Genomic DNA, 21588 nt, shown 5'->3' with positions numbered 1-21588 from the left:
AATGAACAAGAGCTTACTGACTAATATTATTGCGCTTGCCCTCTTGGCAGGCGGTTATCTTTCTCAAAACCAACTGGCGTACTACGCAGGTCTTTTTGCCTTCTCTGGGGCAATTACCAACTGGCTTGCCATTCACATGCTATTTGAAAAAGTCCCGGGGCTATATGGTTCAGGGGTTATTCCTGCTCGCTTTGAAGAATTCAAGCTCGCCATCAAAAACTTAATGATGGAGCAGTTCTTTAACGAGACAAACATCGACAAGTTTCTTAGCAGTGAAATGGCATCAGGCAAAACGCTGAACCTTGAGCCAGTGATTGCCAAGGTTGATCTCAACCCTGCCTTTGATTCGTTGGTCGAAGTGATTGAGCAATCTTCATTTGGTGGCATGCTAGCAATGCTGGGCGGTGCGGAAGCGCTGCAGCCAATGAAGCAGCCTTTTGTGGAAAAAATGCAGCAATCAATCATTGAAATTAGCCAAAGTGATAGCGTCAAGGAAGCTTTAAAAGAGCAACTCGAAGCGCCTGCAATGATGGATGAAATCAAAACCAACATTGAGAACATCATTGACCAACGTCTGAGTGAGCTCACGCCAAAACTGGTTAAAGAGATGGTGCAAAAGATGATCAAAGAACATCTTGGCTGGCTCGTAGTTTGGGGTGGTGTTTTCGGTGGCGTAATCGGTATTATTTCTTCATTTATTGCTTAATGCTTCAATTAAAAACACTAAGGGCGAATCATGGATTCGCCCTTTTTTATACACAAAATTCTCGCACGTAAATTATTGCAAACTTAAATTAGCGCAGCACTAACGCCATTGCTGCCCTTATGCTCTTCAATCACCACTTCGCTGCGTGATTGGATGACGCCAGGCAAACCACCAAGCTTTTGCGACATGAAGTGTTGGTACTCTTTCATGTTCTTCACTCGCACTTTGATCATGGTGTCAAAGTCACCGGAAAGAGAGTAGCACTCTTCGACTTCCGGTAAATCATCTACAGCTTTAGCAAATTTTTCAAACACTGAGAAACTGCTTTGATCCAAGCGAATATGAATAAACACTTGCACATCAAGCCCAAGCTTCTCTGAATTTAACTCAGCATGATAGCCGGTAATAAAGCGCTCTTTTTCAAGTCGCTTTACTCGGTCAGAACAAGGGGAAGTTGTGAGGTTGACTCGCTTAGCAAGTTCAACAATAGGTAGCCGTCCATGCGCATGAAGTATGCGTAGTATCTCGCGATCAATTCGATCCAATTCCATAATACACCGCTCAAATATAAACACTTACAGTGAAACATTATGGAAACAATTTAATCACACTTTAGTCACCTAGAAAAACAATGTTCGGTAAGAATTTGTTAAGCAGCTTTGATATTCGTGATCGACGCGGCAAGTGGCACATTTTGATGATTACAACGACGGCAAAAGTACTGCTTTTCCATTTTGACATAATGGTCGCCCTGCAGAACAGTAGAGAAAAAACACACCAATGAGCGCAGCATTGACGCATTTTCACTCTCACATCGCTTCAATACTACCTTGTGTGCAGTCTGTTTGTGGCAGCAATCGCAGTACATCTGTGGCATTTCCCATTCTCCCTGTTCATCAGTCGTCTTGGAATTGACCCTGTTATAAACCTAGAGTTCCGCAAAATTAAATTTTTTGTCTATAAATTGCGACAAAGACTAAAACGAGTGTGGTAAATACAACAAAGCCCTGCAAAGCAGGGCTGAGTCACTTCACAAACAGGTTGTGAGGTTATGGCAGTTCAACTAGTTGTTTTTCAAACTTATCGTGCTGCGCTTTTACTGTCTCATCCGGCTCAGCCGTTGCTAGGCTCACGCCAACAATTGCCAACGTAGAGAAGATGATTCCCGGTACGATTTCATACATATCAAACAGACCGCCTGATAGTTGTTTCCAAACAACGATAGTGACACCACCAACAATAATACCCGCCAGTGCACCGTTACGGTTCATACGCGACCAGTACAAACTTAGAATCATCGCAGGACCAAATGCAGCGCCGAAGCCTGCCCATGCGTAAGACACTAGACCAAGAACCGTGCTATCTGGCGTCATGGCAAGGATAAGTGCCACAACTGAAATTGCCACCACTGCGATACGACCAACCATAACAATCTCTTCTGAGGTCGCGTCTTTTTTGATCACTTGCTTGTAGAAGTCTTCCGCTAGCGCCGATGACGATACCAATAGCTGAGAGTCTGCAGTGCTCATGATTGCCGCCAGAATTGCCGCCAGTAAGATACCTGCGATCACTGGGTGGAACATAGAGTTCACCAGCAGCATAAAGATCTTCTCACCATCATCCAGTGATAGGCTGCCGGTGCTTTGAACATGGATTAGACCCACAATGCCCACCATCATCGCGCCAGCCATTGACAACGCCGTCCACACCACAGCAATACGACGTGCCGTTGTGAGGTCTTTGTTGCTACGTGTTGCTTTAAAACGCGCCAGGATATGCGGCTGACCAAAGTAACCTAAGCCCCAAGCTGCCAAAGAGATAATTGCGATGGCTGAAAGCGGTTCACCTTTTGAATCGTTCCACAACGTCAACAGTTCTGGGTTGATTGCTTCAAGCTGATTTGCAACGTCACCAAAACCACCTTGCATCGTTGCGATAGGCACGATAAGTAGCGCAGCTGACATTAATAAACCTTGCACTAAGTCAGTCCAAGAAACGGCTAAGAAACCGCCAAATAACGTGTATGACACTACGCAAACCGTACCAATAATTACTGCGGTTGAGTAATCAAGACCAAATACTGTCTCAAATAATTTACCACCCGCAACCAAACCCGAACTGGTATAGAAAAGGAAGAAGAGCAAAATGAAGAACGCAGAAATGGTTTGGATCATTTTCGAATTGTCGTTAAAACGACGCGCAAAGAACTCCGGAATCGTCAGTGAATCCGTCGTAATACTGTAAGTACGTAGACGTTTAGCACTGATCAGCCAGTTCGACCAAGTACCCAGTAACAGACCGCCGGCAAGCCAAAACGCCTCGATACCTGCCGCGTAGGCATAGCCTGGTAGACCTAATAGTAACCAACCACTCATATCCGAAGCACCCGCAGACAGCGCGGCTGGCCAAGGACCTAATGAACGACCACCAAGAAAGTAGTCTGTCGAGTTTTTGGTTCGTTGATAAGCAATCACACCAATCGCTAACATTAAGATTAAGTAAGCGACAAATGTGGTCGTAATAGCAAAGCTATTTTCCATTCGATTTTCCTCTTTTATCCGAATATCCAATAACAAACATGTCCTCCATGGCATGTCTGTTATTGGAGTTGCCAGCACAGCACATCGACCCTAGACAGGGTCCGAAGCACCTAATAGGGTTGCGTTACCACCCACTGCTGTTATATTTATTGTTCTGGTTCGCTCGGTTATAAACCGCAGCGAGAGTTGGGGATCATGTGCTACTTCTAGTGCAGCTAAATCAGTTTCAGCAACGAAGCTGACGATTGCGCCTTCGCGCGCTGCTAACTGTCGGTTAAGCGCTTTTTCACCGCTTGATGAACCGATAAAGCCCACTCCACGCACATCAGATTCAAGCACCTGATTGAGCGCGTCATAAGACGCAAAGTGGAGTAGATTTACTGGTAGAGATGACTTCTCATAAGCCGCCTCAAGATCTTGTGTAAACTGAGTATCATCGCTACACAAAATAATACTGTTGCCCGCTGCCAGTGCCGCTGTGCACTGCGCAAGTGCTGCCAATCGTGCGTTTTCATTGACGCTTTCAATAGCAATCACACACACTCCGCGCCCTGCGGTATAAAGCTCATTGCTCTCCCCCGTTGGACCAACCAACTGATGGGTTACTGAGACAATCTTGCTCGCTTGCTCAAGATGAAAACTCACCACTGCCGCATACTCTGGCTTAACCAACGAGTCTCTTAGTGATAGTAGGCATTCACTTTTTGCCGCAAAATCGGTTAAGTTCCAGTTCTCCCACGCAGAGAAAGCATTGGTAAAACTTACTACTTGATGAACCATATCTCTCTCCTTGGTTTAGTGGTTAAACACAGTTTGTGTAAAGCGGAACAGGTAGTGTGGACCACCTGCTTTTGGTCCGGTACCCGATAAGCCTTGACCACCAAATGGCTGAACACCCACCACGGCGCCTACTTGATCGCGGTTGATGTAGCTGTTCCCTACTCGGACATGCTTTTCAATCCAGCGATAAGTCGTCTCATTGCGGCTATGTACGCCCAGCGTTAAGCCATAACCCGTTTGATTGATGTGAGTAACCACTTGCGCTAACTCACTGGCTTTAAAACGCACAATATGCAAGATAGGTCCAAACTGCTCTTCAGCGAGAGAACGGATATCATCAATTTCAAATGCCATAGGCGCAATAAAGTCACCATGCTCACACGCTTCACCTAGTGAAACTTGTGCCACGGTCTTAAACTGACTCGACATCAATTCAATGTGCTTGAGTAGCTTTTGTTTTGCTTGCGCATCAATCACTGGACCGACATCAGTCGAATGCAGCGATGGTAAACCCACCGACAACTCATTCATTGCGCCGTGAATCAACGCGATAATGCGGTCAGCAATATCTGCTTGCACATAGAGTACACGCAAGGCACTACAGCGCTGACCCGCAGAAGCAAACGCAGAGCGAACAACGTCACGCACGACTTGCTCTGGCAACGCCGTACTGTCAACAATCATGGCATTTAAGCCACCGGTTTCCGCGATCAAAGGCACGGGTTCTGCGTCACGAGCCGCCAATGATTGGTTAATGCGTTGTGCCGTTAGTGTTGAGCCAGTAAACGCCACACCTGCAATTGCCGGATGGGAAGTTAGGGCTGCGCCAATCTCTGCACCTTTGCCGGTCAAAAGTTGGATCACGCCGCTTGGAAAGCCAGCTTGCAACATTAACTGTACGGCGCGTACCGCGATTAGGCTGGTTTGCTCAGCAGGTTTTGCCACTACGGTATTCCCTGCAACCAATGCCGCGGTAACTTGACCAAGGAAGATGGCTAATGGGAAGTTCCAAGGACTAACGCAGACAAACACCCCGCGACCTTGACGACTAATAATACGTTCAACGCCATCAAAACCTTGCGTGGTTGCTGGAGCAAAGACCTGATGTTGCTTGGCATAGAAGCGACAAAAATCGACCGCCTCACGCACTTCATCAATTGCATCGTGAATGGTTTTGCCCGCTTCTTTGTGACACAGCGCCACCAGCTCCGCTAAATTATCTTCAAGCAGATCGGCAAGTTTCTCTACTGGCTTAGCACGCTGCTCAAAAGGCAGGCTTGACCATGGAGCATACGCTTGCTGGGCAGAGTCAATTGCCACGGAAACATGATCAAGGTTGGCAAAAGCAAGCGTACCCACCTCCACTCGGCGATCATAAGGTGCGGTGACACGCTGCAATTCATTCTCACCCTTGATCATGCTTTCACGAATGAGTTCGCCATTAATCACTGAACCAAGATGCCACTGTTGCTCCATCCACTTGGCAACTTGCGCTTCAAACGGCGTATTTTCGCTTTCGATATCAATATTGATCCCAAGCGAATTGCGTCGATTAGGGAAAATATCACCCGGTAATGGAATCGCGCGATTGCTCAAGCTAGCAAAACCAGACAGAGCTTCAACCGGATGAACCGTTAAGCTCTCGACCGGGCAGCGCGCGTCAACCAAGCGGTGTACAAACGAGCTGTTGGCGCCATTTTCTAATAAACGACGCACTAAATAAGGCAGCAAATCTTTGTGACTACCCACTGGAGCATAGATGCGTACAGGCTGACGATAGGTTGCCATCACATGGTTATACAGCGACTCACCCATACCGTGTAAACGCTGGAACTCATAATCGGTATGCGTCGCCATTTGCGCAATTGACGTCACCGTTTGGGCGTTATGACTGGCAAATTGTGGGTAGATATTGCCGCGCACGCCATCACTTAAAAGGAAGCGCGCACAAGCCAAGTAAGCCACATCGGTCGATTCTTTACGCGTGTACACCGGATAATTGCTGTAGCCCGCTTGCTGCGACCACTTAATCTCACTGTCCCAATAAGCGCCTTTAACCAGACGCAAAGGAATTATATCCCCTTGCTGCTTGGCTACACCATTAAGCCAAACGAGCACAGGCAAGGCGCGTTTTGAATACGCTTGGATCACTAAGCCAAACTTGCCCCACCCTTGCACAGAAGGATGCTGATACAGCTTAACAAACAGTTTCAACGACAGCTCTAAACGGTCCGCTTCTTCGGCATCAATCGTGATGGCAACATCAAGCTCTTTCGCGCGCACTAACAATAGCAATAAGGTATCGTGTAACTCGCTCATCACGCGAGACTCATTAGCCACTTCATAGCGAGGATGCAACGCAGATAGCTTGATAGACACAGAAGGTGCAGGGCTGTTGTCAGACACTACATCACGTCCCACCGCTTCGATGGCCATCAAGTAGTCTTTGAAATATTTGTTGGCATCCGCTTCTGTTAGCGCCGCTTCACCCAACATATCGTAGGAATAGGTGAAGCCTTTATCACGCATTGCGCGACCGTTTTTCTGCGCTTCTTGGATCGTGCGCCCGAGAACAAACTGGTGACCCATGATCTTCATCGCTTGGTTCATCGCCCTGCGGATCACAGGCTCTGAAAGCTTGTTCACCAAACGGTTAACCGCTTGGCTTGGGCTTGGCTGCTGAGATTCAGAAAGCCCAACCACCTTGCCTGTCAGCATCAAGCCCCAAGTCGAGGCATTAACAAAAACAGAATCGGAGTTTTTCAGGTGAGATTTCCAATCCGCAACGCTCAGTTTGTCACGAATTAGTGCGTCAGCGGTTTCGGCATCGGGAATACGCATCAAGGCTTCTGCTAAACACATCAGCAGAATACCCTCTTGAGTATCTAAACTGTATTCAAGCAGTAAGGCATCAATCATCTGAATTGATTTCTTGTCAGCTCGAATAGCCTCAATTAGTTGAGTTGTTTTGAGTGCGGTTTGCGCCTTTTCTTGTTCCGTTGGCGTCGCCAGCGGCAAAAGCTGCTCTAACCATTGTGATTCGTCCACCATATAGAGTGGCGAGATCAACGCCCACAACTTATCAAGCGGCTGCTCAATAAATTCAGCGTTCAACACATCTGTTGCTGTAAACATACGTATTCCTCAATCTCACACCTGCTTAATCATTAAGCGGGTTTACTGCAATGGCGAGCAGTGTATTGTGAGGCTGAACGGAATACTTGTCAAAAACTCCGGGATATTTGTTTAATTCTTCGATATTTAACAAAACTAAAACATGATCACATCACAAATATCAATAGAATTAATTACATTACGTTTCCATTTTAACCGATTGTTTTCTTATATTGTGACGGTGAGACGCCTTGTAAGCGTGAGAAAGCGTGAGCAAAAGTGCTTTGCCCCGAAAACCCGGTGAGCTCAGCAATTTGCCCGAGAGAAAGGTTGCGCTGCTCGATAAGCTGTTTTGCCATATCAATGCGCTTTGACAAGACATATTGATGTGGCGTGATACCAAGCTGCTCTTTAAACAAGGTATGGAACTGGCTTTCGCCAAGGAAGATACTACCAGCAAGTTGAGCAACAGAGATTTTCTGCGTGAGGTGTTGCTCGATGTAACGATCAATCGCTTCTAAATCAAACCGCGACTCTTTACGACTGACTTGTAATGAAGAGGTATGGCGCTGAAGTAGCGCGATCACCGTATCATTACACGCGCGGCTTAGTAGTAAATCATCCGGGCTGGCATGCATTTCTGCTACTAGCATTTGAATCAAGCGCTGGATCTGTACATCAAGCTGAAAATAGACCTCACGCTGGTTGAGTTCGTTGAGCTTTTGTAGCATCAGCGGATCGCTATGGCTGGCAAGAGGCATATTCAATACCAAAATGTCCGACTGACCAACCACACCACCAAAAGCATGATCAGAGCCAGAGGTCACCACACAGCCTTGCCCCGGACCAACCAAATTGCCTACTCCATTAACTTCAAACTCAGCCTGTCCTTTTAGACCAATCACAATTTGCGTGTACTGATGATCATGGCAATCCATATAGGAAGGCAAAGTCACCAATTCAGCGGGTTTGGGTAGAACAAAATTGATAGGAGGTTGAGGTCGGTTTGGCTTACTCATTGGTAACGACTTTGACAGCGATTGATACTTCAAATGGTATACCAAATTCATACTATTCTCGATAGATTCTGCATAGCGACACTATCAGTGCCAGTTGATAGCTGCTTTCAGTATACTTTTCATTCACTTGTGCAAATAATCAGCTCGGAACAATGATCAAGTGCACATAAATTACGGTCAATGTCACTTCTAACCCAACCTTCTCGGTTGTAAATGCAATCTTTTCTTGCTTATTTCCGTGAAGTGCACAAAATAACGTGTAGCACTTTAGGTTTATTTTTAAAAACCTATGTTAATCTAAGGGTTCTATATACCCATAGGATATGCAAGACAAGCATGTGCGACAGTGTTAGTACAAAGGACTGTCAATCCCATGTCTTAAATATTTATAATACTTAGTGAATTAAAACGTAACTGTTGTAGAGACTTATGATCACACGTCGCATCCCAGCGCTATTGCTCGCGCTAAGCCCATTTTGGCTATCAACATCGATAGCTGCAGAAGAAGCTTCCGCTGATCCTGTTGCTGTCATCGATGAAAAACTAAGCAACAAAGAGGCGGAACTAAGCACTACCGCATCAGAATACGATTCAGAAGCACAGCGTTTTCAGCAGCTGCAAAATGAACATGCGAAACTTAAGCGTGACGAGCAGGAGCTAAATGCGAAGCGTAACCGTGCTAAGTCTGCACTAGACAAGCAGTACAGCCGTTTGCTTGATGACCCAGATATTGATTTGATGAGCTTCCAAAAAGAGTATCAAGACTCTTGGGCAGCGGTTAAGCAGAATCAAAGTGAGCTGCTTGAGAACCAACAACTTTCTACTGAAAGTGAAGTTCGCCTGTCGCAAATCAAACAGAAACAAGCTCGACTCAACTCTGAATTCTCTTATCTTGAAGAGCAAAAAGTAGAAGCACGCGTTAAACGTCTTGCCGCTGAACTGAGCGAAAGTGACGTGATGCAAACTAGCTTTAAAACGACGTGTTCTGCGACAATGACGCTAGGCGAATGTACCAGCCAAGGTCACCAGTTGACCAAGCAAAAAGCAGTCAAAGCATTCAAATCTCAGTTAATGGAGCGTTTAACTGAGTCTACGCTAGCCAAACAAAATGCTGCGGGTGTGCAGTTGAACGTTCACGTTCAAGAAAGCCAAATCATCCGTGCAGGTTTTGAAGGCAACAACAGCTACTTCACTGAGTTACAAGCACAGCTGCAAGCGAAACCTGAAGCAACTGCTGCATGTAAAATGCTTAATGTCTCTTCTCGCTACTGTTTGAAAGACGACTCTTTTGCGCAGAAGAAGCAACAAGATAAAAACTGGGTTAGCGTGACCGTGCGCTCTGATCAATACAACGACAATGTGGTGATCAACGGCGTGAAATACGGTAGTACACCGGTTGAAATCATGCTGCCAAAAGGCATGCATAAAGTGACAGTATCAAAAGACGGTTACCAAACTTACAACCGTGAAGTGAAAATCAGCCAAAACGACACGGTATGGGTAAAACTTCGTACCAGTGAAGAAGGCTAAGACTCGGTTTTCTTTATAATTAAACGAGCTAATTCACAAAGATGAACGAAAGCGCCATTTTGCTTCTAAGTTACCTAACGATAACTTAAGACAAAGTGGCGTTTTCGTTTAAAATACCGTAAATAGAATTAATTTAAGATAGTAATACGACGATGCGAACACGTTTATCGACTCTTGTTTTGGCGCTAACGCCTTGCTTTGTCAGCACTTCTGTATTGGCAGAAAGCCCTGCTAATACGGTTATGGTTATTGACGATCAGTTATTTTCGAAACATACCGAGTTAAAAAATGCTCTGCAGACTCGTAATCAACAGCAAGAGATTGTCTCTCAGCGCAAGAAAAACCTCGATCAAGTAAAGCAGCAGACTAACGAACTTAATGACAAGTTTACTGCAGCTAAAACACAATTAGAGAACGATTATCAGCGCATGATTGATGACCCAAGCGTCGATCTTGCCGCCACACAAGCGAACTACCAAGCCGTTTGGAAACAGCTCAAGCAAAACCAAGCCGATCAACTCGACGCTGAGCAGCAGTTAGAAGAAGCGCAACAGTTACTTGCCACCAATAATGCCCAAGTCCGTGCAATTGAAGACGACATCAGTAAGTTCGATGACGCTAAATTGCGCGCTCGCGCTGAGCGCCTAAAAACCGAATTGGCGAATGAGCAGCAAGTTAACGTCAGCTTTACCAACCGCTGTCAGTCTGACATGACATTGGCGCAATGTGACGCACAAACGCGTGAATTAGCGCTGCAAAAAGCAGTCAATATGTTCCAAAAATTGCTGATTGAGCAAACGACTGAATCTCAGTTGGTTGAAGCAAACATGCACAAAACATCGCTCAACGTGCACGTCCTGCGTCATAAAGTGAATCAGTCTGAATTTTACGATGGCGAGCGCTACCGAGCATTAATAGATGTGTCACTTGAAGCCCGTCCAAGCGATACCGCAGCGTGTAGCTTGTTGGCGATAGACAAAAAATACTGTTTTGAACCAGGCTTTTTATCGGATCAACAATTTGCTGAGCAAAAAGAAGTCGCATGGGTCACCTTTAGCGTCCGCTCAAACCAATACGATGACAAAGTGTTCGTTGATGGCGTCTCATACGGCAGCACACCTGTTGAAATCATGCTGCCAGTTGGTGAGCACCATGTAGTGATCAAAAAAGAAGGCTATAAAACCTTTGATCAGACCATCACAATCAATGCCGACCGCAGCTTTAGAGCCCATCTCAAACAGAAATCGAATGAACTAAAAGCAGGCGATCAGTTTGCCGACCTTATCAGCGCAGGGGTAAAAGCGCCGCAGCTAGTGGCAATTGTACCTGGTCAGTACCTAATTGGTGAAAATGCATCGAATCAATACTTCCTTGATCATGCTTTCGGTATTGGCGCGACGCCAGTGACAGTTGGGCAATTTGATAACTTTGTCCGTCAAACTGATTACCAAACAGATGCTGAACTGAAAAACACCTGTACTGCGATAGAAAACGGCGAAGTGACAGCGATTGCCAAAAGCTATTGGCGCAACCCGGGCTTTAAGCAATCGGCAAATTCCCCAGTGGTGTGTATTAGCCGAAATGATGCCAATGCCTACGCAAAATGGCTAAGTAACCAAACTGGTTACCAATACCGCCTACCAAGTGAAGATGAGTGGGAAATTGCTGCTCGAGCAGGCAGCCAAGCCAATTACTGGTGGGGCAATCATTTCGTTGCTGGCGATGCCAATACCGGTTGGAGTAGCTCGCCATGGGCAAACATCAGTACTTCTCCTGTTGATGCCTTTAAGCCGAACTCGTTAGGTATTTACGATGCGGTTGGTAACGTTTGGCAATGGACCAAAGATAGCCAAGGCATTGCTAAAGGTGGTGCTTGGAACTTCTCGCCAGCGAAAGCCGTCGCCCATGAGCGCCTCTATTTATCACCAGCAAGCGCCGCTAACTACGTTGGTTTCCGTGTTGTACGTGTGATTAACTAGCGCAAGATCACATTTATAAATCGAAGGGGGGATTTCCCCCCTTTCTCGATCTTAGAGCTCAGGATAAATTAGCCTCCGTGGTCAGGCGCTATAGCGCATGGTCTCAGTATCAGTAATCGTATTGTTGATACATCTATTGCTCGGCTGACCCTCGCTGAGTCGTAGAACCTCTTCTACACGTCGACAAGAGTTATTCTTGTATTTGCCAGATATTGTGAGATGTCTGGCTTTTTTTATTTCATCATCAATTAGAATGACGTACCATTTTGTTATTCTAACCATAAAAATAATTACAGGTGAAATCAGTGGATATGGGTTTTGATTCGCTGGTCAACCAGCTTCCAGGCTATTGGGGATGCAAAGATCTTAATTCGGTCTTTGTCTACGCTAATACCGCCTATGCACAACTCGTTGGCTTCCAAACTGCAGAACAAGTTATTGGTCTCTCAGACCATGATATGCCATGTAAAACGGCAAATTGCGCCACAGACTTTCGTCAGCAAGATAAACTTGTTATCGATAGCCAATGTGCCATCAAAGTGCTCGATGTTCACCCATACCCCGATGGCAGTTGGCGCGCACATATTTTCAGTAAAAAACCTTGGTATAACGCGGAAGGTAAAGTGCAAGGCACCATCTTTTTTGGTCAAGATCTCACCGACACTGCAATTTTAGAGGTTGGGCATTGGATTTGCCGCGCAACGGGTATTTTGTCCGATCTCAAAGTGACCAAATGGGAAGTGTCGGCACCGGGTAGTGAGAAACTCACTTCACGTGAGCAAGAAGTGCTGTTTTTAATGCTCTACGGCAAAAAGCCTACCTTTATTGCCGATGCGATGGGAATATCTATCAAAACGTTTGAAGGCTATGTGGCGCGTTTGCGCGCAAAATTCAATGCCCATAGCAAAGCGCATCTTGTGGATTTGGCATTGGAGCGAGGTTATGGCTCATACATACCGCAAACCATGTTAAAGACCCAGCTTTCGGTCGTGATTCATAATGACTTTCCACAAGACAAATAATAAAAACGCCGCTTAAAGCGGCGTTTTTATTACGGTGCAAGACGGTCAATATCCCACTGATTTGACTCATTGGAATAGAGGAATCGGTCATGTAGACGATTCTCACCACCTTGCCAAAATTCAATGCTGGTTGGCTTGATTCGATATCCACCCCAAAATGAAGGAACTGGAATCTCACCCTTAGCAAATTTTTGTTTTAGTTCAAGAAACTTACCTTCCAACACACCTCGCGCTGAAATTCGGCTGCTTTGTTTACTCGCCAATGCGGCAATTTGGCTATCTTTTGGTCGTGAAGTGAAGTATTTCATGTTCTCAACCGCAGACATTTTCTCTGCTACGCCGATTACGTTCACTTGACGTTCTAAGTTATGCCATGGAAAGTGCAAGCTAACTTTGGCGTTGTGCTCAATATGCTGCGCTTTGCGGCTACCTAGGTTGGTATAAAAGACAAAACCATCTTGATCACAATGTTTAAGTAGCACGATACGTTGGTATGGCTGTCCGGTCTCATCAACGGTTGCCACGGTCATTGCTGTAGGGTCGATTAACTTGGCATCAATTGCTTGTTGTAGCCACAAGTTAAACTGATCGATAGGGTCACTCAGTAAGTCCTTACGACGCAAACCACCTTTAGTGTATTCACGTCGAATATCTTCTAGTTCCATATTCACTCCTGAACATTTTTGCGTGATTGTGCGCTCATATTATTGATAACTCAAGTGCTGTAGCCCAATTGCCACTAGACTTAAGTGTGTAAATAAACACTGGATCACCCTTTAGTTTACGTACAACCACTTAAATTGAGAGCAGTATAATTTCAACTTATTAACAAATGTCTGTTAAGCTAATAAAATCAAACAAATGCTTGAAGTCAACGCTAGGGAAATTTCATGAGCAAAAGTAGTTATAATCGTCTCAATTCTGATGAGTTGGATTATGTAGATGACAAAACCGCTGCATTGCTTCTAAACACACCGAGCAGTGCTCGCATCATGCTTTGGTTGATGCTGTTGTTTTTTGTCATCGCGATTGCATGGGCATCTTGGGCACAGATTGATAAAGTCACCGTAGGTCAAGGCAAGGTCGTTCCCTCTTCCCAAGTACAGGTCATCCAAAACCTAGAAGGTGGTCTGGTCAAAGAAATCTTGGTCCATGAAGGTGAGTTGGTCCAAAAAGGGCAACAACTGTTACTTATCGATGATACCCGCTTCCGCTCCGATTTCCGTGAACGTGAGCAGCAAGTCGCCAACTTGACGGCTAACGTCATCCAACTTTCGGCCTCACTGGCAAGTATTCAAATCGACGAAGATTTCGACAACAGTAACTGGCAGAAAAATGTCCAGCTCGACTACGACAAACTGTTTTATCCAGAAGATTTTGAGCAAAAGCGTCCGCGTCTCGTTGCAAGACAGAAAGCGGAATACCGCCAAGATCTAAATGAATTACGTAACCAAATCTCGTTGATTGACCAACAGGTTAAACAGAAACAACAAGACCTTATCGAAATTCAAGCACGTGTACGTAACCTGCGAGAAAGCTACAACTTTGCTCGCAAAGAGCTTGATATTACTAAGCCACTGGCTGACGAGGGCGTGGTACCACGTATTGAATTACTTAAGCTACAACGCCAAGTAAACGATACTCGCCGCGAAATGACCTCAAGTGAGCTCAAAGTACCCGTGCTGCGTTCTGCCATCAAAGAAGCCATGTTAAGCCGTATTGATGCGGCGCAAAAGTTTCGCTCAGCTCAGCAAGAAAAGCTTAATGATGCCCAAGACCGTCTCTCAGCCATGTCTGAGTCAACCGTGGGTCTGCAAGACCGTGTTAATCGTACCATCGTAGTGTCGCCGGTAACGGGCACAGTCAAAACTCTTAATATCAATACCGTGGGCGGCGTTATCCAGCCGGGTATGGACATTGTCGAAATTGTCCCTAGTGAAGACACATTGCTGGTTGAGGCTAAGATCGCACCGCAAGATATAGCATTTTTACGCCCTGAATTGCCTGCAATTGTTAAATTCAGTGCCTATGACTTCACCAAATATGGCGGCTTAGAAGGAACGCTAGAGCACATTAGTGCTGACACCACCACGGATGAAGAAGGAAATAGCTTCTACTTAGTGAGAGTACGAACCAATGAGACCTCACTCAATAAAGATGCCTCCTTGCCAATCATTCCGGGGATGACGGCTTCGGTCGATATCATCACCGGTAAACGCACCGTGATGGACTACTTACTCAAGCCAATCCTAAGCGCCAAAACCAACGCTTTAAAAGAGTAGAGGTCATAGGATTTGCCACGCTTCATCACCACTCAAAGCGCAAAAGCGATCAGGACCATAGGTCTTGCCGCCACATTGTTGTTTAGTGCCACAGCATCTCAAGCGCTCAACAGCAGCGAACAGCGTTTGGTCGATGCGGTCACGCGAGTATACGGTGAACGAGCGGGGCTTAGAGTCACAACTTGGCGCACTCAGATGAGCGCCTACCGAGGATTATCTGAGCGCGACCAATTAACGCGCGTCAATCAGTTTTTCAATCAGCTTAACTTCGTCAATGACGATAAGTTGTGGGGCAAAAATGATTACTGGGCGACACCACTAGAGTTCTTAGGCAGTAATGCTGGTGACTGTGAAGATTTCACCATCGCCAAATACTTCTCACTCCGTGAGTTAGGTGTCTCAGATAAAAAAATGCGCTTAGTGTATGTTAAAGCCCTAAGTTTAAATCAGTTTCATATGGTTCTTGCTTACTACTCACACCCCAGCGCAGAGCCACTGATTCTTGATAACATCAACCCAGAAATTACCACTGCAACCAAGCGGCGCGATCTACTGCCGATATACAGTTTCAACGGTAGTAATTTGTGGTTAATGAAATCAAAAAATGGACAGCTAGCCGGGAAATCTTCTCGACTTAGTTTATGGAATGATCTTCGCGCTCGCGAGCGATCGCTCCAATTACGGAAACCAATAATAAATTACGATGAGTAGCTACTATGACATTACATAAACAACTTGTCGCAGGGATGATTGCAGTAATAATGTTGCTGCTAATTTCGGTATCGGTTATCGAGTTCAACACCACTCGAAATTTCCTTGAGCAGCAACAACGCTCAGAGGTCAATAACACCATCAATACCGTTGGTCTCGCCCTCGCCCCATACTTACAAGATAAGGACACCGTTGCGGTTGAATCTGTCATCAATGCCCTTTTCGATGGCAGTAGCTACTCTGTCGTTCGTCTGGTCTTTCTCGATAGCAACGAAGAAATCGTGCGCACCTATCCTGTCAAACCTAGCGACGTCCCGCAGTGGTTTGTTGGATTAAACTTATTTGAACCGATTCACGATAGCCGCGTAGTGACCAGTGGTTGGATGCAACTGGCTGAAGTAGAAATCGTCAGCCACCCTGGCGGAGCCTACCAGCAGCTTTGGAAAGCGTTTGAAGATCTGGTCATCGCCTTTTGTATGGTGTTATTGATTGGTCTGTTCGCGATATCTTTCTTGCTCAAGCGTGCGTTAAATCCACTCGAGATGATCGTCAACAAGATGACCTTGGTTGCGCAAAACAAGTTTGGTGAGCCGTTACCACTACCAAAAACCACCGACCTTATCAGCGTGGTTGAAGGCATCAACAGCATGTCAGCGCAGCTTGAAGAAACCTTTAAAGCACAGGTTAAAGAAGCGCAGCAACTGCGTGAGCGAGCCTACATAGATCCGGTCTCATCATTGGGTAACCGCGCATATTATATGAGTCAGCTTAACGCATGGTTAAGCGAAGGCGCCTATGGTGGTGTAGCCCTACTTGAAGCGCGCTTTATCAAAGATCTCTACGACGAAAAAGGCTATGAAGCGGGCGACAAAATGGTACGTGAACTTGCCGACCATTTGAAAGTCGCACTCAATACCAGCGAAGTTGCACTGGCACGTATTTCATCTGATGAGTTTGGTTTTATCATGCCAAATGTCGACGAAGGTGAGCTCAAGCTGATTGCTGAAAGCATTGTTACCTATGTACAAGACCTTGATGCAGATCCAACGGGCATGGCAAAAGCCAATGCCTCACTTGGGGTGGTGCATAACTCAAGTAATAGCTCGGCTTCCGATATTCTGACTTTGCTAGATAACGCTCTCGCCGAAGCCACCACTAACCCTGATCTGGCTTATGGCTATATTACTAGCGATGACTCTCGTACCTTGATGGGTAAACAGCAATGGAAACTGTTGGTCGAAGAAGCAATCAGCAACGATTGGTTTGCCTTCCGTATGCAACCTGCCAATGCAAGCTCGGGTAAAACCTATCACTATGAGATGTTTAGTGCGATCGAAACTGGAGATAAACGCTATAGCGCTAACCAATACCTGTTTGCACTAGAGCAACTCAATGCCAGCCATATCTTTGATGAATACGTTATTTCATCAGTATTGGCGAAGATTAAACAAGATGGCTCATCATTTGATGCGCCGGTGGCAATCAACATTGCGCAAAATAGTATTTCACAACCAAGCTTTATCCGTTGGGTCTCACAGCAATTGAATCGCGAAAAAGATCTCGCCAAGCTTATCCATTTCGAAATTCCAGAAAGCTGTTTTGTTAACTCACCACACCACACTGCTCTATTCTGTAATGCCATTCGCGCAGCAGGGGCTGAATTTGGTGTCGACAACTATGGACGCAATTTCCAATCGCTTGATTATATCAATGAGTTCCGTCCTGCTTACGTCAAACTCGACTACCTATACACACACCACTTGGAAGATGAGAAACAGCAATTTACGTTGACCTCGATTTCAAGAACAGCACACAATTTAGGTATTAAGACGATTGCATCACGAGTGGAAACGCAAGCTCAGCTCGACTTCTTATCTGAGCACTTTATCGACATTTTCCAAGGTTTTATCGTCGACAAATAAAATAATAAAAGGCAGCGACTATGCAAGATCCACTTTTAAATTCGCTTATTTATGTCAGCCGTTACTACGGGCTAGCGAATTCCCCAGAAGCGCTGATAAATGGCTTACCTCTTTCAGAAGGTAAGCTAACCCCGTTTTTGTTTCCGCGCTCGGCAGAAAGAGCCGGGCTGGTAGCTAAAGAGAATCGCGCGGAACTTAGCTCAATATCGCAGCTCGTGCTTCCGGTGGTATTGCTGCTTAAGGGCGGCGATGCGTGTGTGCTGAACAGTATTAACCCTGAGAGTAACGAAGCTGAGATTGTGACTGGTGAGTCCGGCTTAGTGCCGATCTCCATCCCCGTAGAAGAGTTGAAACAACTCTATTCAGGTCGTTACTTCCTAGTCAAAAAACAGTTTCGCTACGACGAGCGATCACCAGAGGTATTGAAAACCAAAGAGGGGCATTGGTTTTGGAGCACGATATGGCAGTCACGTAGCATCTATCGTGATGTTCTAATCGCCTCCATTCTGATCAACTTATTTGCAATCGCCGCGCCGATGTTCACTCGCTTGGTGTACGATAAAGTGGTACCTAACCTCGCGTTCGAAACTCTGTGGGTACTCGCCAGTGGTATTTTCGTCATTTTCTTATTTGACTTAGTGCTCAAATTGATGCGCAGCTACTTTATTGATGTCGCGGGTAAAAAGTCCGATATTCTGATCTCATCAAAACTGTTCAGTAAAGTACTCGGCATCAGAATGGAGTCTCGTCCGCCTTCGGTGGGTGCCTTTGCTCGTCACTTACAAGAATTTGAGTCGATTCGTGAATTCTTTACCTCTGCCACCATCGGCTCACTGATTGATTTGCCGTTTGCGATTCTATTCCTTGTGCTGATTTGGCTAATGGCAGGGCATCTGGTGTTCGTACCAATTGCTGGGGTGGTGATCCTGATTGTTTACTCACTGCTGATCCAAGGACCATTGCGCCGCGCAATCGAAGAAGGTTCGCGCTTAGCTTCGCAGAAATACGCTAACCTAATCGAAAGTCTTGCTGGTCTTGAAACAGTGAAACTGTTTGGCGCGCAAAGTCAGTTCCAATTCCGCTGGGAAGAAGCAGTTGCTCACATGGCCAATTGGAATATCAAAAGTCGCCGCATTACCGACAGTATTCAAAATACCGCTGGTTTTGTTCAGCAAGCTTCCAATGTCGGTATGATCATCTTTGGTGTCTATCTTATCGCCGATGGCAACTTAACCATGGGTGGATTGATTGCGGCAACCATGCTAAGCGGGCGAGCCATTGGCCCTATGGTGCAACTTTCGGTTCTGTCAGCTCGTTATAATCAAGCGAAGTCATCAATGACCATCATTGAACAAGTGATGGCGATGCCTGATGAGCAAGAAGAAGGTAAGCGCTATATTCACCGACCTATCGTGCATGGCAAGATTGAATTAGATAACGTCACTTTCCACTACCCTGACTCACCGATCGCCTCAATTCGTAATCTCAGCTTAACCATTAATCCCGGTGAAAAGGTGGCGATTATTGGTCGGATTGGTTCAGGAAAAACCACACTAGAACGCCTTGTGCTGGGGTTATATAAGCCAACTGAAGGTCACGTGCGAATTGACGACACTGATATCGATCAGCTTCACCACATCGACATTCGCCGCAATATCGGTTGTGTACCACAAGATTACCATCTGTTTTATGGCTCAATTCGTGACAACATTACGCTGGGCAGACCGCTTGCCGACGATCGCGACGTCATGGACGCAGCGAACCGAGCCGGGGTAACCGTATTCACTCAGCAAGATCCAGCCGGTTTGGAGCGTCAAGTGGGTGAAGGTGGGCAACTGCTGTCTGGCGGTCAGCGACAAGCCGTATCCATAGCTCGTGCAATCTTGGGTCGCCCACCAGTTTTGCTAATGGATGAGCCGACCAGTGCGATGGATAACCGCTCCGAAATGCACATTAAGCAGCAATTATCTCAATTGAAGAAAAACGAAACACTGATCCTCATTACCCACAAAACTTCGATGCTCGATGTAGTCGATCGCATCGTGGTGATGGAAAAAGGTGCGATCATCGCCGATGGTCCAAAAGCGGAAGTACTGAGTAACCTGATGCAAGGTAAGGTTCGCGCCACCAGCACAGCAAGCTAAATAGATAAGCTAGCTCAAGACCACGCAATCCTTAAGCAAAAACGACCCTCTCGGGTCGTTTTTTAATATCGACAATCTCAGGTTTATCGTTCTATTCATTTTGACCTAGCCCTTACTCTTGTATTCAAAAGTGAATTAGAAGAATCTTTGATAAAGCGAGCATTTCTCCAACACTTCGCGACCCGCTAATGACCAATAAATAGCTAAAATTAATCAAACAAAAAACAACGGTTATTTATATCTATTAATCCTATTGATGATGCTCAATAAATTAGTCAAATCTATTATTAAATCTGAAAACTATTTTTAGTTAAGATTTCTATTATTTTAAATCGCCATTGTCGTGATACTCGCCAGCAATTTCGTTATTATTTGAAACGTTAGCTCGTTTACGAACTAGACTTTGAATTTACTAAAATATATCGAAACCACTTAGATGTCGTTTCGATGAAATTTTTGCGACTTGGCTGCTGGTAGGTTGAATTCTGAATTGAGACTCGGCAGTCTAGTTTTAACGCTTGCTTCACCGAGAGGCGAACGAAGATGTTTGCTGCATAAAGGAATAATAATGAAAACCGTCGTAACCCTAATCTCAAGCCTTTTACTTACTGCAACCGCTAGCGCACAAGTGACTATCGAGATCCCTGATAACGTGCAAGTACTGGCAGTAAACGCCAAACGCGCACATATTGAAGGCGGACTGTTTAGTTCAACTAAAACACTCACTTTAGAAGATGGTGAAAACCAACTCGTATTGCGCTATTCACCATATTTCTCACAAGGTAACGACCGCATTATTGTCGAGAGTGATGCAGTGATCACTAAGTTCTCAGCAGAAAACCAAACCTTACATTTTGACTTACCTGAATACCGCAACGAACGTGAAGCAGAAAAACAGATCAGTCAATGGAAGGTCGCTCTGATTGACCAAAACAATCAAGCGGTTGAGATTGTGCAAGATGTACTGGAAAAAGATGGTCTACAAATTGGTCGTGACTTCATCTTAGAATCAGAAGTGTATAACCGTACTAATGGTATTGCAGCCCTTTCAACTGCAGCCGGCGCTGCGCCAGCGATGCCTGCGATCAGTGCAAAAGTTGACGCCTCAACAGCGGAAGAGATGCTGCATTTCTGGTATCAAAAAGCCGACGCAAAAACCCGTGAAAAATTCAAACAGTTTGTGAACCAGCAGTAAATAATCGAAGGTCATATGACGCTAAACAATCTCTTCGCTTTCGAAGTCGATGCTGATATACAGATAGCATTGGTTGAAGAGAGCTTTGCACCGATTTACGCAGCCCTTGTCAACGAACAAGTTGACTATCTGGGGCAATGGCTCGCTTGGCCACCATATTGCCAGTCAGAACAAGATTTCCGCCTGTTTATTCAACGTTCACTGGTTGACTACGCCGAAGGAAAATCGCTCACTTGCGCGATTATCTATCATGGCCAAATTGTTGGTAACTGCAGCTTCAATAATATTGATCATGATTTGCGCCGGGTGCAGGTGGGCTACTGGTTAAGTCAGAAACACCTGGGTAAAGGTATTATGACGCGAGTGGTCAAAAAGCTAATTGAACTGGCGTTTAGCAAGTATGGCATGGAGAAAGTGGAACTGCGTGCTGCGGTTGATAACTGGTCTAGTCGTGCCGTTGCGGAAAGATGCGGCATGGCGCTAGAAGGCGTCATCTCAAACAGTGAGAAGGTCGGAGAACGTATTCTCGATCACGCCATCTATGGTATCCACCAGCAACAATCTCGCTAACTTCCTACCACCAGAGCAATTGAGGGCTGCATAACTCAATTGCTCTGCTTTGCTCTGCTCACCGATTTAAAACC

The 21588-nt window shown here is 45.6% G+C and carries 17 protein-coding genes; 10 read left to right on the top strand and 7 right to left on the bottom strand.

Features of this window, described 5'->3' with window-relative positions; genetic code table 11:
- Window position 1 precedes the first annotated feature (1 nt).
- Window positions 2-706 carry a DUF445 domain-containing protein gene (locus tag DPF93_RS07035; protein ID WP_114765502.1) on the top strand — a complete coding sequence of 235 codons (705 nt, stop codon included), beginning with the start codon at window positions 2-4 and terminating at the stop codon, window positions 704-706.
- A gap of 83 nt (window positions 707-789) precedes the next feature.
- Here the strand turns inward: DPF93_RS07035 and DPF93_RS07030 are convergent, their stop codons facing one another.
- The 6 genes from DPF93_RS07030 to DPF93_RS07005 all read right to left on the bottom strand — a co-directional run bounded on the left by DPF93_RS07030 (window position 790) and on the right by DPF93_RS07005 (window position 8159).
- The gene (locus tag DPF93_RS07030; RefSeq protein ID WP_114765501.1) at window positions 790-1257 is read right to left on the bottom strand and encodes an Lrp/AsnC family transcriptional regulator; all 468 of its coding nucleotides are present in this window, start codon (window positions 1255-1257) and stop codon (window positions 790-792) included.
- A 98-nt stretch (window positions 1258-1355) separates the two neighbouring features.
- The gene (locus DPF93_RS21465; RefSeq protein WP_114765500.1) at window positions 1356-1583 is read right to left on the bottom strand and encodes a hypothetical protein; all 228 of its coding nucleotides are present in this window, start codon (window positions 1581-1583) and stop codon (window positions 1356-1358) included.
- 172 nt (window positions 1584-1755) lie between these two features.
- The gene (gene putP / locus DPF93_RS07020) at window positions 1756-3246 is read right to left on the bottom strand and encodes a sodium/proline symporter PutP (protein WP_114765499.1); all 1491 of its coding nucleotides are present in this window, start codon (window positions 3244-3246) and stop codon (window positions 1756-1758) included.
- Between the two features lie 90 nt (window positions 3247-3336).
- A complete protein-coding gene (locus DPF93_RS07015; RefSeq protein ID WP_114765498.1) occupies window positions 3337-4026 on the bottom strand; it encodes a 1-pyrroline-5-carboxylate dehydrogenase in 690 nt (229 codons plus the stop codon).
- Window positions 4027-4041: 15 nt separating this feature from the next.
- Window positions 4042-7161, bottom strand: coding sequence for a bifunctional proline dehydrogenase/L-glutamate gamma-semialdehyde dehydrogenase PutA (gene putA, locus DPF93_RS07010; RefSeq protein ID WP_114765497.1), 3120 nt, complete (start codon window positions 7159-7161; stop codon window positions 4042-4044).
- A gap of 191 nt (window positions 7162-7352) precedes the next feature.
- Window positions 7353-8159, bottom strand: coding sequence for an AraC family transcriptional regulator (locus DPF93_RS07005; protein ID WP_114765665.1), 807 nt, complete (start codon window positions 8157-8159; stop codon window positions 7353-7355).
- 429 nt (window positions 8160-8588) lie between these two features.
- On the opposite strand from DPF93_RS07005, the gene DPF93_RS07000 reads away from it, so the two are divergent.
- The 3 genes from DPF93_RS07000 (at window position 8589) to DPF93_RS06990 (ending at window position 12690) form a co-directional block, all read left to right on the top strand.
- The gene (locus tag DPF93_RS07000; RefSeq protein ID WP_114765496.1) at window positions 8589-9689 is read left to right on the top strand and encodes a PEGA domain-containing protein; all 1101 of its coding nucleotides are present in this window, start codon (window positions 8589-8591) and stop codon (window positions 9687-9689) included.
- A gap of 152 nt (window positions 9690-9841) precedes the next feature.
- A complete protein-coding gene (locus tag DPF93_RS06995; protein WP_114765495.1) occupies window positions 9842-11668 on the top strand; it encodes an SUMF1/EgtB/PvdO family nonheme iron enzyme in 1827 nt (608 codons plus the stop codon).
- Between the two features lie 311 nt (window positions 11669-11979).
- A complete protein-coding gene (locus tag DPF93_RS06990; protein WP_114765664.1) occupies window positions 11980-12690 on the top strand; it encodes a helix-turn-helix transcriptional regulator in 711 nt (236 codons plus the stop codon).
- A gap of 29 nt (window positions 12691-12719) precedes the next feature.
- Here the strand turns inward: DPF93_RS06990 and pdxH are convergent, their stop codons facing one another.
- Window positions 12720-13355 carry a pyridoxamine 5'-phosphate oxidase gene (gene pdxH, locus DPF93_RS06985; protein ID WP_114765494.1) on the bottom strand — a complete coding sequence of 212 codons (636 nt, stop codon included), beginning with the start codon at window positions 13353-13355 and terminating at the stop codon, window positions 12720-12722.
- Window positions 13356-13580: 225 nt separating this feature from the next.
- On the opposite strand from pdxH, the gene DPF93_RS06980 reads away from it, so the two are divergent.
- The 6 genes from DPF93_RS06980 to DPF93_RS06955 all read left to right on the top strand — a co-directional run bounded on the left by DPF93_RS06980 (window position 13581) and on the right by DPF93_RS06955 (window position 21514).
- Window positions 13581-14972 carry an HlyD family type I secretion periplasmic adaptor subunit gene (locus DPF93_RS06980; RefSeq protein ID WP_114765493.1) on the top strand — a complete coding sequence of 464 codons (1392 nt, stop codon included), beginning with the start codon at window positions 13581-13583 and terminating at the stop codon, window positions 14970-14972.
- A gap of 48 nt (window positions 14973-15020) precedes the next feature.
- Window positions 15021-15683 (top strand): transglutaminase-like cysteine peptidase, encoded by a 663-nt coding sequence (locus DPF93_RS06975; RefSeq protein WP_114765663.1) that lies wholly within the window; start codon window positions 15021-15023, stop codon window positions 15681-15683.
- A 5-nt stretch (window positions 15684-15688) separates the two neighbouring features.
- Window positions 15689-17605: a bifunctional diguanylate cyclase/phosphodiesterase gene (locus tag DPF93_RS06970; protein ID WP_114765492.1), complete on the top strand. Its 1917-nt coding sequence runs from the start codon at window positions 15689-15691 to the stop codon at window positions 17603-17605.
- 20 nt (window positions 17606-17625) lie between these two features.
- Window positions 17626-19749 (top strand): type I secretion system permease/ATPase, encoded by a 2124-nt coding sequence (locus DPF93_RS06965; RefSeq protein ID WP_114765491.1) that lies wholly within the window; start codon window positions 17626-17628, stop codon window positions 19747-19749.
- Between the two features lie 568 nt (window positions 19750-20317).
- A complete protein-coding gene (locus DPF93_RS06960; RefSeq protein WP_114765490.1) occupies window positions 20318-20944 on the top strand; it encodes a DUF2057 family protein in 627 nt (208 codons plus the stop codon).
- A gap of 15 nt (window positions 20945-20959) precedes the next feature.
- Window positions 20960-21514, top strand: coding sequence for a GNAT family N-acetyltransferase (locus DPF93_RS06955; protein WP_114765489.1), 555 nt, complete (start codon window positions 20960-20962; stop codon window positions 21512-21514).
- Window positions 21515-21588 lie beyond the last annotated feature (74 nt).

Source organism: Vibrio rhodolitus (genome assembly GCF_003350325.1).
GTDB lineage: Bacteria > Pseudomonadota > Gammaproteobacteria > Enterobacterales > Vibrionaceae > Vibrio > Vibrio rhodolitus.
The sequence above is the reverse complement of the archived record's forward strand: the minus strand, read 5'-3'. Positions and strand labels throughout refer to the sequence as shown.

Excerpts from the sequence above, each read along its gene's own strand:
- DPF93_RS07000 (WP_114765496.1), top strand. The coding sequence starts at position 8,589 with ATGATCACACGTCGCATCCCAGCGCTATTGCTCGCGCTAAGCCCATTT.
- DPF93_RS06965 (WP_114765491.1), top strand. The coding sequence starts at position 17,626 with ATGCAAGATCCACTTTTAAATTCGCTTATTTATGTCAGCCGTTACTAC.
- DPF93_RS06955 (WP_114765489.1), top strand. The coding sequence starts at position 20,960 with ATGACGCTAAACAATCTCTTCGCTTTCGAAGTCGATGCTGATATACAG.
- DPF93_RS06990 (WP_114765664.1), top strand. The coding sequence starts at position 11,980 with ATGGGTTTTGATTCGCTGGTCAACCAGCTTCCAGGCTATTGGGGATGC.
- DPF93_RS07005 (WP_114765665.1), bottom strand. The coding sequence starts at position 8,159 with ATGAGTAAGCCAAACCGACCTCAACCTCCTATCAATTTTGTTCTACCC.
- DPF93_RS21465 (WP_114765500.1), bottom strand. The coding sequence starts at position 1,583 with ATGCCACAGATGTACTGCGATTGCTGCCACAAACAGACTGCACACAAG.
- DPF93_RS06980 (WP_114765493.1), top strand. The coding sequence starts at position 13,581 with ATGAGCAAAAGTAGTTATAATCGTCTCAATTCTGATGAGTTGGATTAT.
- DPF93_RS07030 (WP_114765501.1), bottom strand. The coding sequence starts at position 1,257 with ATGGAATTGGATCGAATTGATCGCGAGATACTACGCATACTTCATGCG.
- pdxH (WP_114765494.1), bottom strand. The coding sequence starts at position 13,355 with ATGGAACTAGAAGATATTCGACGTGAATACACTAAAGGTGGTTTGCGT.
- putA (WP_114765497.1), bottom strand. The coding sequence starts at position 7,161 with ATGTTTACAGCAACAGATGTGTTGAACGCTGAATTTATTGAGCAGCCG.
- DPF93_RS06960 (WP_114765490.1), top strand. The coding sequence starts at position 20,318 with ATGAAAACCGTCGTAACCCTAATCTCAAGCCTTTTACTTACTGCAACC.
- DPF93_RS06970 (WP_114765492.1), top strand. The coding sequence starts at position 15,689 with ATGACATTACATAAACAACTTGTCGCAGGGATGATTGCAGTAATAATG.
- DPF93_RS06995 (WP_114765495.1), top strand. The coding sequence starts at position 9,842 with ATGCGAACACGTTTATCGACTCTTGTTTTGGCGCTAACGCCTTGCTTT.
- DPF93_RS07015 (WP_114765498.1), bottom strand. The coding sequence starts at position 4,026 with ATGGTTCATCAAGTAGTAAGTTTTACCAATGCTTTCTCTGCGTGGGAG.
- putP (WP_114765499.1), bottom strand. The coding sequence starts at position 3,246 with ATGGAAAATAGCTTTGCTATTACGACCACATTTGTCGCTTACTTAATC.
- DPF93_RS07035 (WP_114765502.1), top strand. The coding sequence starts at position 2 with ATGAACAAGAGCTTACTGACTAATATTATTGCGCTTGCCCTCTTGGCA.